The sequence below is a fragment of the Yaniella soli genome, assembly GCF_054782375.1.
Genome location: NZ_BAAGSP010000015.1, coordinates 64,581 through 76,374, shown reverse-complemented (window position 1 = coordinate 76,374; position 11,794 = coordinate 64,581). Strand labels below are relative to the sequence as shown.

General features: G+C 54.1%; 11 protein-coding genes and 1 tRNA gene. 8 read left to right on the top strand and 4 right to left on the bottom strand.

Annotated features, from left to right (window positions below):
* Window positions 1-308 precede the first annotated feature (308 nt).
* Window positions 309-1,427 (top strand): tRNA dihydrouridine synthase DusB, encoded by a 1,119-nt coding sequence (gene dusB / locus ACYVJT_RS09395; protein WP_343957695.1) that lies wholly within the window; start codon window positions 309-311, stop codon window positions 1,425-1,427.
* Window positions 1,428-1,430: 3 nt separating this feature from the next.
* Window positions 1,431-2,834 (top strand): deoxyguanosinetriphosphate triphosphohydrolase, encoded by a 1,404-nt coding sequence (locus tag ACYVJT_RS09390; protein ID WP_343957539.1) that lies wholly within the window; start codon window positions 1,431-1,433, stop codon window positions 2,832-2,834.
* Here the strand turns inward: ACYVJT_RS09390 and ACYVJT_RS09385 are convergent.
* From ACYVJT_RS09385 to ACYVJT_RS09375, 3 genes are all read right to left on the bottom strand, one after another.
* Window positions 2,831-3,619 (bottom strand): SIR2 family NAD-dependent protein deacylase, encoded by a 789-nt coding sequence (locus tag ACYVJT_RS09385; RefSeq protein ID WP_343957541.1) that lies wholly within the window; start codon window positions 3,617-3,619, stop codon window positions 2,831-2,833. The two genes, ACYVJT_RS09390 and ACYVJT_RS09385, sit on opposite strands and share 4 nt — an antisense overlap.
* Window positions 3,616-4,419, bottom strand: a complete 804-nt coding sequence (locus tag ACYVJT_RS09380) for an SIR2 family NAD-dependent protein deacylase (RefSeq protein ID WP_343957543.1) — start codon at window positions 4,417-4,419, stop codon at window positions 3,616-3,618. Before ACYVJT_RS09380 ends, ACYVJT_RS09385 begins: the two co-directional genes overlap by 4 nt.
* A 126-nt stretch (window positions 4,420-4,545) precedes the next feature.
* Window positions 4,546-5,169, bottom strand: coding sequence for a PepSY domain-containing protein (locus ACYVJT_RS09375; protein ID WP_343957546.1), 624 nt, complete (start codon window positions 5,167-5,169; stop codon window positions 4,546-4,548).
* Window positions 5,170-5,404: 235 nt separating this feature from the next.
* On the opposite strand from ACYVJT_RS09375, the gene dnaG reads away from it, so the two are divergent.
* Entirely contained in the window at window positions 5,405-7,270 is a 1,866-nt protein-coding gene (gene dnaG, locus ACYVJT_RS09370) for a DNA primase (protein ID WP_343957548.1), read from the top strand.
* A gap of 112 nt (window positions 7,271-7,382) precedes the next feature.
* Here the strand turns inward: dnaG and ACYVJT_RS09365 are convergent, their stop codons facing one another.
* Window positions 7,383-7,676, bottom strand: a complete 294-nt coding sequence (locus ACYVJT_RS09365; RefSeq protein ID WP_343957550.1) for a hypothetical protein — start codon at window positions 7,674-7,676, stop codon at window positions 7,383-7,385.
* A gap of 204 nt (window positions 7,677-7,880) precedes the next feature.
* Here ACYVJT_RS09365 and ACYVJT_RS09360 point away from each other — a divergent pair.
* The 5 genes from ACYVJT_RS09360 (at window position 7,881) to ACYVJT_RS09340 (ending at window position 11,764) form a co-directional block, all read left to right on the top strand.
* Window positions 7,881-7,952 (top strand) — tRNA-Asn (locus ACYVJT_RS09360).
* A 397-nt stretch (window positions 7,953-8,349) separates the two neighbouring features.
* A complete protein-coding gene (locus tag ACYVJT_RS09355) occupies window positions 8,350-8,646 on the top strand; it encodes a DUF503 domain-containing protein (RefSeq protein ID WP_343957552.1) in 297 nt (98 codons plus the stop codon).
* 178 nt (window positions 8,647-8,824) lie between these two features.
* Window positions 8,825-9,712, top strand: coding sequence for a phage holin family protein (locus ACYVJT_RS09350; protein WP_343957555.1), 888 nt, complete (start codon window positions 8,825-8,827; stop codon window positions 9,710-9,712).
* Window positions 9,713-9,730: 18 nt separating this feature from the next.
* Window positions 9,731-10,426: a CDP-alcohol phosphatidyltransferase family protein gene (locus ACYVJT_RS09345; RefSeq protein WP_343957557.1), complete on the top strand. Its 696-nt coding sequence runs from the start codon at window positions 9,731-9,733 to the stop codon at window positions 10,424-10,426.
* A 120-nt stretch (window positions 10,427-10,546) separates the two neighbouring features.
* Window positions 10,547-11,764: a glycosyltransferase gene (locus ACYVJT_RS09340; protein ID WP_343957559.1), complete on the top strand. Its 1,218-nt coding sequence runs from the start codon at window positions 10,547-10,549 to the stop codon at window positions 11,762-11,764.
* Window positions 11,765-11,794: the final 30 nt, after the last annotated feature.

Here is an 11,794-nt window from a genome sequence, read left to right as displayed (position 1 = left end):
GGTCGCTACCAATATTTTCGGAAGACCCCGACACCTTCCACCACCTTCACCCCCGGCGTGTCTTAAACCCTCACCCCACCCTTAAACCGGAAGAGCCCGATTTCTCCACAGGCTCAGTCGGAGAATGGGTGTTTCAGGCTGGAATCTGGGATACTTGACGTGTTATGACTACCGTTTCATCCAAAACACCGAAGACTGGCCCCGGCTCTGCCTTTTCGACACCCGAGCGTGGCACCGGAGATCAGGGTCCCCAGCACCCTGCGCCGTCGAAGCGCGCTGCGCACTTGCCGCCACTGCACATCGGCAACATGACCATCGACGTGCCGGTTGTTTTGGCACCCATGGCGGGTATTACGAACACGGCATTTCGACGCCTGTGTCGCGAATATGGCGGGGGTCTTTACGTCTCTGAAATGGTGACCGCCCGCGCCCTGGTGGAACGCCATCCCGAGTCGATGCGCATTATCGACCATGACGATGACGAAGTTCCTCGCTCGGTCCAGCTGTATTCGGTTGATCCGGTGTACACGCGCAAAGCCGTGCGCATGATCGTCGAAGAAGATCGTGCCGATCATATTGATCTAAACTTTGGCTGTCCGGTTCCCAAAGTCACCCGCAACGGCGGTGGCTCAGCGTTGCCATGGAAGATTGACCTTTTTACCGCCATCGTGGCCGGAGCAGTCAAGGAAGCCGAACGGGCAAACATCCCTGTGACCATCAAAATGCGCCGGGGGATCGACGAAGACCACCTGACGTACCTGGAAGCCGCCAGCCGAGCCGTCGACGTCGGTGTGTCTGCAGTTGCCCTACACGGTAGGACCATGCGGCAACACTATTCCGGTCAGGCGAACTGGGATTCGATTGCGCGGCTGAAAGACGCCGTCACTGAAGTACCAGTCCTTGGTAACGGGGATATTTGGTCCGCAGACGACGCCCTAGCGATGATCGAATACACCGGTGCCGACGGGGTGGTCATTGGCCGTGGTTGCCAGGGGCGCCCATGGTTATTCGGTGATGTGGAAAACGCCTTTACCGGGTCGGAAGATCGCTTCCATCCGGACCTGGGGACCGTGACCGATGTGTTGTACCGCCACGCGGAATTGCTCGTCGACACGTTTGGTGGCAACGAAGACAAAGCACTGCGCGACATCAGAAAACACGTGTCTTGGTATTTTAAGGGCTATCCGGTCGGCGGCGACATGCGACGGGCACTGACCGCGGTCGAAACTTTGCCACAGCTGCGCGAACTCTTAGACACCGTGGATCGCGCCGAGCCATACCCCGGCGCCGACGCTGAAGGTCCGCGTGGTCGAGCCGGTGCTCCCAAACGGCCACACTTGCCCGAGGGATGGCTGGAATCTCAGGAGATTACCGAAACACACCGGGCACAGATTCATGAAGCAGAGCTGGACATTTCAGGGGGCTAAACGGTGAGTACAACCGGTCAGGGAGCCAACGAACACAGAGTGAACCTTCCCCAAAATACTCAACAGCCCAGCCTCTTTTGGCCCCAGCACAGGCCACCCTATGCCGGTGAAGCCACCCAAACCCCCGGGTATCACCTGTGGGACATGGCGCGCTGGGTGCCAGAGCCAAAAAAGTCCACATACCGCTCTGACTTTGAACGCGACCGTGCCCGCATTCTGCACTCGGCGGCCCTGCGTCGCCTGGCAGCCAAAACGCAGGTCGTCTCACCCGGAGACGATGATTTCATCCGAAACCGGCTCACCCACTCATTAGAAGTAGCCCAAGTTGGACGCGAATTCGGCCGGTCACTCGGCTGTGACCCAGACGTCGTCGACGCAGCTTGCCTCTCACACGACCTGGGCCACCCGCCATTTGGCCACAATGGGGAAAAAGCACTCAACGAAGCTGCCGCATCCATCGGCGGTTTTGAAGGCAATGCGCAAACGCTGCGCTTATTGTCTCGGCTCGAAGCCAAGAAGCTCACCGATGACGGCGTACCCGCCGGACTGAACCTGACCCGCGCCACCCTGGACGCTGCGACGAAGTATCCGTGGCTCAAAACCGACGCTCCACTGAAATTTGACGGGACACCGACCAGAAAATTTGGTGTCTACGACGACGATGCAGCAGTATTCGACTGGTTCCGCAAGGGCATCGATTCACAGCGGCTCTCCATGGAAGCCCAAGTGATGGATCTGGCAGACGATGTCTCCTACTGTGTGCACGATGTTGAAGACGGCATTGTCTCAGGTATGTTCCAGCTTGGCTGGTTGACTAACCCAGAACAGCGGCATCGTGCTATCGAAACGACCCGAGAATGGTATCTGCCCGAGACCGAACCTGAAGTCGTAGAGGCCGCTTTGGCGCGGTTGGAAGCAACCACCACCTGGGTTACGAGCGCCGACGGGGCACGCAATGCGCATGCCGCGCTGAAGGATATGACATCTCAGCTCATCGGGCGGTTCTCGACTGCAGCGTTTGAGGCGACTCGTGATGCATACGGGAACGATCCATTGACCCGACACGCAGCAAATGTGATCGTTCCTGAAGAGACGGAGTTAGAAATCGCGACGATGAAGGGTATCGCTGCCCACTTTGTCATGTCGTCCTCGCGTCGCCAGCCACTCTATGAGGCACAACGCGAAGTCCTGCTAGAGCTCGTTGATTTTCTGATCGCAACTGAAGACCAGTACCTCGAGCCGATGTACTCCGAAGACTGGCGTGCCGCCAGCAACGATGCGGCACGCAAGCGGGTCGTGATCGACCAGGTAGCTGCTCTTACCGATCATTCGGCGCTGATATGGCACGGCAATCTCGTTCGTGGCTCGGCACAACCGACGCCACTGCCAATCGGCATGCCACACTAGGCAGGGCTATCTGCTAGCAGTTCCGGCAATGCTACGGCAGCCGTTGAGGCCAGATGAACATCCGTATTCCGAGAAAGTTCTGTGGCTACGGGATTGATCTCAAGAACTTTTGCTCCGGCGTCGCGACCGATAAGCGGTAGCGAGGCCGCCGGTTGCACGAGCCCGGATGAGCCAATCACCACCACGAGATCGGCTTGCTCGAGCGCTTCGATGGTCTGGTTGAACGCGTCCTGGGGTAGCATTTCGCCAAACCACACGACCCCCGGGCGTAAGACACCAGAGTCGCAGTGAGCACAAGCAACCGGTACTAACACAGTGCTTTCATCAAAGTGCTGGTCAGCTTTGACACCGGTGGTTGCAGGATCAAATGATGCTTGTTGTCTGCAATCGAGACAACGGTACGCAAACAGGGAACCGTGCAAATGTAACACGTCTGCTGCGCCACCCCGCTCGTGCAGGTCATCCACATTCTGTGTGGCCATGGTCAACAAACCGCCCTTGGATCGTACGTGCTGTTGCCAAGCACCCAGTGCGCGGTGCCCAGCATTTGGGGCAACACTGCGTACTAACATTGCGCGCCAGAGGTACCAGGTCCATACCATCGAAGGGTGATCTCGAAAAGCCGCTTCGGTCGCGAGATGTTCGGGTTCGAAACGTTGCCAGAGTCCAGTTTGGGCGTTTCGAAATGTTGGTACGCCGGAATCTGCAGATAACCCAGCTCCGGTTAAGACCACGATAGAGCGTGATTCAGCGACGATGTGGCGAGCGGCGTCCATTTCGTTCATTGGCTGTATAACTCCGGCAGTATTGTGCGGGCGGTGCCGTTAATGTAGACGTCTGCATCTTGGGATAGCGGGGTTTCGCTCGGGTTGATTTCGATGACCTTGGCCCCGGCGGCAGACGCTACGATGGGAAGCGAAGCAGCGGGTTGGACAATGTTCGAGGTGCCCACGACGAGTGCAACATCCGCCACACGGACAGCCTCCAAAGCGTCGTCCATTGCCCTTTGTGGTAGAAACTCACCAAACATCACGATGTCTGGACGAATGTATCCGCCATGGCAGTCACGACAGTTGGGTGGATCTTCCAGAACCAGCTGGTCGAGTTCTGGTCGGGCTTCCAATTGTTCCTCTGTTGCGTCCTCGAGCTCGTAGTCCGATGGCGCATTACATTCGAAACATCGGAAGGTGAATGTCGTGCCGTGGAGGTGCGCAAGCACTTCGGCATCGGCACGCTCGTGTAAGTCATCAATATTTTGGGTAATAATGTCCAGCGAACCGCCGGTGTCAATGAGGTGTTTTTGCCATCGCCCCAGTGTTGTGTGTCCCTCGTGCGGTGTCACCGAACGCATGACCCGCGCCTGGTGCAACATCCACGACCACACTAACGCCGGCTGATTTGCCATGGCGTCACGAGTAGCAAGTTGTTCCGGTGAATATTTTTCCCAGAGACCAGTTTGAGCGTCTCGAAATGTCGGTACACCGGATTCGGAAGACATACCGGACCCAGTGAGAACGGCGATACGCTGCGCATCGTGGATGATGCGACGGGCTTCGCGAAGGGTTGGTTCTGAAAAATTTCTCATGAGCCCTACTGTAAGAGAAACGGTATGAAAGACCAACGGCACTTCCGCGCTGTAGCCGAGTTAGGGGCTGAGCGCCGGAAGTGCCGAAGAGAAAGGCCACGTTGATATTGGCCTCAGTAAGGAGGGCTAGGAAGCTGAGACTTCGAGCTCAATTTCGCTGCCATTGGCATCATCAAGATCGATTTCCCAGTAAAGCTGTCCGTCATCTTCCTCCAATTGGATCTGGTCGAAGCTTGCGTCGGAATACTGACTGAACGCATCGTCTAACGCTTCGGTTACCGTGACGTTAGCGTCCTGAGCTTCACGGATATCCTCATCTTCGTCATTGTCGCGGTCATCAACGTTGATGCTTCCATCAGACGAGACATCGAGTTCATAGACCTCATTGTCGACGACAACTTCGACCTCGTAGATTGAGCCGTTGTCCTCGAGGTCAATATCGACAATGATGCCACCGCTGTATTCAGCTTCGACGGCCTCAATGATCGAATACACTTCATCATTTGACCCCGCAGCTTCGTCTGAACCATCCGTGGTGTCAGCTGTCTCGTCGCTTTCCTCGGTAGCTGTGTCGTCGGTCTCGGCTGCCTCGCCTTCAGATGCCGACTCCTGCTGCGATTCAACCTGCTGATCGGCTGGTTCTTCTTGAGGAGAGTCCTCGGCAGTGCACGCAGTGAACAGTGCTAAAGCTGCAACACCGGCAAGACCTGCATACAGTTTCGATTGGCGCGTTTCAGAGTTCTTAAACATGGGAACGTGTCCTTCGTTTTTATTTTCGTTGTTTTTCATTTGCGAAGATGGACCTCAGCGGACCCAACCACACCACCATTATATGCGAGCTTGACGAAAAATATGCAAGACCCCCGAATTACGCGCCGCACGGAGCCTTCGGCGTTTGAAATCCATTCACACGTGCTGGCTCACATTGTCCACAGCCGTAAAAGTTTCGCTGCGCGAAAATCAGATTCCCGCCTAGACTGTGGGCATGGCAGGACGCATCACTCGGCAATCAATTGACACAGTACTCGAGGCTATTGATCTCAAATCCGTCGTAGAGGAACACGTATCGCTACGTACAGCCGGGATAGGCTCGTATAAAGGATTGTGCCCTTTTCACGATGAACGTACCCCATCGTTCCATGTGACGCCGGCCAAAGGGTTCTATCATTGCTTTGGATGCCAGGAATCTGGCGACGCCATCAAATTCGTGATGGAAATCCAACACACTTCTTTCACGGAAACGATTGAAATCCTCGCTGCTCGAGCGAACATCAGCTTGGAATACGAAGAAGGCTCAGCTCCGGAAGGCCCGACACTCGCCACGCGGCAACGAATGCTGCAAGCACATCAAATCGCGGATGAGTTTTATCAACATGCTTTGCAATCGCCTGCCGGTATCGAAGGTCGAACGTTTTTAGAGAAAAAGGGCTTTGACAAACAAGACGCCGAACATTTCGGTGTTGGTTATGCTCCGCACGGATGGGGTAATCTGCTATCCCACCTGCAGCAGCGGGGATTCTCCTTAGAAGAACTCACTGAAACCGGACTTTTCTCTGAAGGACGCCGCGGTCTCTACGATCGATTCCGGAACCGGCTGATGTGGCCCATTAAGGACATGACCGGAAACACTATCGGTTATGGTGCTCGCCAATTGGCCGACGATGACAACGGGCCCAAGTACCTCAATACCCCGGAAACGAGTTTGTATAAGAAGTCGCAGGTGCTGTACGGGCTGGATCTGGCGAAAAAGGAGGTTGCGAAACAACGTCAGTTGGTCGTGGTGGAAGGCTACACGGACGTGATGGCTGCACATCTTGCAGGTATCACGACTGCCGTAGCAACTTGTGGTACAGCATTTGGCGAGGGCCACGTCAGAATTGCACGCAGACTGATCACCGACGATGGCTCCGGTGGTGAGATCATCTTTACGTTTGACGGTGATGAAGCAGGACAAAAAGCAGCAATGCGGGCCTTCGAATTCGATAATCAGATCGTGGCGAAAACCTTCGTCGCAGTTGCGCCTGAAGGTCAAGATCCAAATGATCTGCGTCAACAGTATGGTGATGATGCTGTGCGGCAGTTGATTTCATCCCGTGAACCGCTGTTTGAATTCGCTATCAAAACCCGGTTGAAAGAATACAATCTGGACTCTGTTGAGGGACGTACCGGAGCACTGCACTATGCGGCCCCAATCGTGAACGAGATTCGTGACCCGCTCATGCGTGATGGATATATTCGGGAACTGGCCGGGTGGCTCGGGATGGACGTTGACTCGGTTCACCGAGCGGTCCAACGTGCGCCGAAAGCGTCGGATACACGACAACATCAAGACCGTCGATCGTCTCAACATGATGCACCCGTACAACCTACGCAGAATTACCGTCCGGATTTGCGTGATCCCGTGGCTCGTATGGAGAAAGAAGCTTTGGAAGTCATCCTCCAACGTCCAGAGTCGCTGTCACAGGAACAGTGGAAGGCGCTTTTCAGCTCCCAATTCAAGGTGCCGGTGTATAACGCCATTCAAGCGGCGATACTCGCTGCAGCACGGAATGCTCAAGACACGTCGAACTGGGTACAGCACGTCACAGCGGAAGTGCCACAAGCCTTGTACTCGTTCGTGACCGAGCTCGCGGTTGCACCGCTTCCTGCATCTACTGAAGAGGAGGTCTTGCGGTATAGCCGCGATATTATGAATCGGTTGTTGGAAATGCAGATCACCGAGCAAAAGGCTGATCTCATCGGGAAACTTCAGCGTTGGGATTCAGCAAGCGATCCCGAGGGTTTCCAATCTATTCAACAGCGTTTAGTGGAGTTGGAAAACCAACGGCGTTTCCTGCGCCCTATTGACTAGTGTCTAGTCTGGGGCAGGAAACGCCGTGGTGGTCAAGTCAAACGCGTTTGACTGAACCTCAAGGTATTAAGTGGACCTCTAATGTGAGAGGTCGGCTCACGCTGACATCAAATTAGAGGGCAAAGGACACTGCGTTGCCGGCTAGGCCAACGAGGGAAGTGGCGTTGTCTTCGCCAGCACCTTCGATTTCGGCGGCGCCGCCTTCTTCACCCATTGGGTCTTCTTCTGCTGGATCCTCACCTGCTGGATCTTCCTGCATGGGGTCTTCTTGTTCGACCCCTGGATCTGCAGGTGATTCTTCCTCAGCTGGTTCATCCCCACCGCAAGCGGTGAGTAATGCTAGAGCGGCAACTCCTGCAAAACCGGCGTACAGCTTGGAACGGTTAGAATCAGTTTTCTTAAACACGGGGTTTATCTCCTTCGTTCTTTCGGTTCTTTCGTTGTATTTGGTTTTCGAAGATGGTCCTGGGGAGGCCCAACTGGTCAACGAGTCTACGTGCTACGAAAAATTTTTTGCACCACCCCGATTCGTGCAGAAGGGCTATTTTCGGGCTTTTGAACCGATTCGACATCCTTGAAAGGGGTCTGATATAGTATTCATTTGTTGCCTTCCCCCATAGCTCAACGGCAGAGCACTCGACTGTTAATCGAGGGGTTACTGGTTCGAATCCAGTTGGGGGAGCGAATATGCCCCGTCCATTTGGACGGGGCTTTTTCTTGCCCGATTCCGCGACATTCTCGTAGCCCATCGTTGCAATAGCAGTCGAGTAGCGACGCTGATAAGGGAATGGAGCTATCATGTCCTGCCCGAGTAATCGCATATCGTCACTGTATAAAACATCCTGTGATGGAAGTTGCTGGGTATCGCAAATTCGCATCAAGACTCTCGGTCAACGCCTTATAGGCGGCCTCGAATATGGGGCCCTTTTCATTGCGGCGGTGGTCATGGAACTCTAACGAAACTCTAAGGTACGAAAGCGTGTCGAGGAGGGTTTTTGTTCAAGCATAGCCCTTCAATTGCTCGAGCAAACCGGGTACTGTGCTTGCTGAGTCGAGCGCTCGTGGGGGAGGCTATAACCATGTGGATAGGTTGGAATGAATTCGATATTTTGCTCGGCGACGTACATTCACTCAAAACCAAGCGGTCAGTGGTTCGACCGATAGTGGCTGAAATCCGGAAACACTTTCAGATATCTGTCGCCGAAGTAGGCGACGCCCAGCTGCATCGGCGTGCTCAGATAGGCGTCTCGATGATCAGCGGGGAGCGTTCCCACATAGAAGAGATGCTCAACAGTGTGGAGGAACTGGTAGCGAGAAGGCCAGAAGTGGAACTGCTGTCTTCGAAACTGCGCGTCCTGCAGGCTTCGGATTTCTAGTTCGTAGGATTTTGGCCATTGCCCAATCGATACCTAGAACTTCAAAGGTTGCACTGACAAACTAGAGGTATCAGGCTAATAAAGTAGAGCACTTCTAGAGATCGTTATCGTCCGGTTTATACTGGTCAGAGATAGCATCATAGATTCGACCGCATGACACGTATGAAGGTAGTGACTAATGACCACCAACGGATCGCCCCAGGTGACGACCAAAACTCGGATGAGTTCGCTGCTTGACCTCCTCACGACCATCTTCCGGTTGGTACCGAAACAGCTCAGCGACAATCTGTCGCTACTTACTGGTCAGCTCAAAACAAAAGGGATTCGCGCTGGCGCCGGTGCCGGTATCGCCGTGGTTGGCCTAGTTTTCGGGTCGATCACGTTCATCTCGTTGGTCATTGCACTTATCGGAGCGTTCATGTCTGAGCCGCCCCTCTGGCAGACCTCTCTGTGGGTGGCCTTAGGTGCATTCGTTCTCATGCTCATTTTGCTCGGCGTTGGCGCGATGGTCATTCGTTCTGGCTTCCCCTTGTTGCCCCCGGAGATTGTTCGGGGCGTCAAACACGATATCGGCTATGTATTAAAAGGTAATGCTTTCGACCCAGTAGAATTTGATCGACTTGAAGAGGAACGTCGTCAACAAAAACTGGTCGAACAGCAGCGCCGTAAAGAGCAGGCTAAACGCGCCAAGAAAGAGCAGAAGCTCGCGAAGCGACGTGGCGACGCAGCAGAATCCTTGCCTCAAACTGAACCTACCGAGGCGCAAATCCGTCACCGCATGGAACTGCGTCGCCGTCACCTGGGTGACATTCGTTCGGGATTCGACGAAAAGACCGACTACCGTGCTCAGTTCAATACCTTTACTCGTCACGCAACTGGTAATGTACCCGCAGAAAACATTGAGCAAGCGACTTCTCCACTGGCTCCGCACCACTCGGCGGCCCGAGCTGGCGAAAGAGTCCATGAAGGTGTCGGGTTTGTAAAAGACCGTTGGCAGCCGCTGACTGTCCTTGGTGCATCTGTGACTACGGCGGCAGTTTTATTGCGTCGTCTACGTCGACGCTAAATTACCAGCTTGTGATAGATGGAAGAACTCCGTTTTGAGGATTATATGAACCGGCCGGTGAATCCGGAGTCCAACGACGATGATGAACTCACGGTTATCAACCACTGGCTAACAATCCCGAATTTGGTTACCTTCGTCAGATTCCTGTTGGTGCCAGTTTTTGTCTGGTTCATGTTCCAAGACGAATACTGGAACGCACTCATTACCCTCATCGTGTTGTTCTCAACCGACTGGATTGATGGTTTCCTGGCCCGCTTACTCAACCAAGTTTCCACAGTAGGGAAATGGTTAGATCCCCTGGCCGATAGACTGTCGCTTTGGGTTGTCATCATTACCGTTGCTGTATCTGGTGTTGCCCCATTATGGATTGTATTTGCGCTCGTGGTGCCAGACCTTGTGCTGGCGGGATTGATGGCCATCATCTATGCTGGCAACCCCCAAATGGAAGTGACATTGCTCGGTAAGGCCCGTACCGCAGCGTTGATGTTGGGCGTGCCGCTTTTGCTATTTGCTGAGGCCCCATTTGTCTCCGAACATTTGTGGTATTCAATCGGTACCGGCATTCTTGCCATTGGTGCTGGCGGCCACATTATCGCCACACTTGATTACCTTGTCCAAGGCGTCCGCAATGCAGGAAAAATGCGCAGGGCTCATCTCAACCCGAAAAGTAAATCTGATCGAGATAGATTTTTCGAAACGGCTTCAACTAACTAAGGCCTGTCTTCTGAATGAATAGTTGATAACCAGCCGTCGCTCGACGAAAGAATCGTCGTTTGTGATGTCGGTCTGGTTTAGGATCAGTGCGAAAGATTTACTTGTAGGAGTTTTGCTGTAGTGCCTCACGACCAACGAACGCCCTTTCGGGTACTGATCGCCGCTGACACGTATCCGCCACACGTCAACGGCGCCGCAAAATCATGTTTTCGACTCGCGACAGAACTCACCCAACATGGTTATGATGTCCATGTCGTTGCCCCAAACCACATCTCGGGGCCAGACATGGTTGAGTTTTACGACGAGGCTACCGTTCATCGTTTGAAGTCCTACGCGGCTCCGACTCACGAGTATTATCGCCTCGTGATGCCCTGGCACGCCAGCCGGGCTGTACATGAGCTCATCTCCGAGATTTCGCCAGACGTCATTCACGCCCAGTGTCACTATATGATCGGTGACGCCGCGATCACTGCAGCTGAACAACGTCGCATCCGACTGATTTGTACCAACCACTTTATGCCCGAGAATTTGGACCCGTTTATCCCCGGTCCGCAATTCTTTAAAAACATCGTCTCGAAACAATCCTGGTACGACATGGGCCGGCTCATGCGTAAAGCCAACGTTGTCACCACACCGACACCGCTTTCAGCAGAAAATATGAACCTCAAGGCACAGTTGGACTACGTGGTACCGGTGTCGAACGGCATCGATGTCGCCAAGTACGAACTGCGCGAAGACGAAAACATTTCTCCGCATCCGCACCCCACAGTCCTCTTTGTTGGGCGACTCGCGGTTGAAAAACACGTCGATGTACTACTCAACGCACTAACTCACACTGATACCGCGTTGAATGTGCACGCGGAGATCATTGGAGATGGTGAACAACGTGACGATCTGCATGATCTCGCCAAGGAACTAGGCGTCGAGGATCGAGTGACGTTTCGAGGGCTCGTATCCGACGAGGAACTACGGGAGGCGTATCTGCGTGCCGATGTTTTTGCTCAACCCTGTACCGCAGAGTTGCAGTCACTGGCTTCTCTCGAAGCGATGAGTGCCTCAACGCCCGTAGTCTTAGCGAATGCTCTCGCGCTACCGCACCTCGTCAACGAGGGTGTTAACGGCTACCTATTTGAGCCAAATAACCCCGAAGATATGGCAGAAAAACTCAATGCGATTCTTGGCTTGAATGCAGAAGCTCGAGCAGCGATGGGGGAGGCATCACATGCCTTCGCCTCGACACACGCGCATGAAAAAATTCTGAACATTATCGAGAAGATGTATCGCGGTGCCACGATGGATGAAGTCGCAGTGATGATTTCTGATGCCAAGCTACGCTAGACTATGTGATCGTGCCCTGTGAAAGGTGAC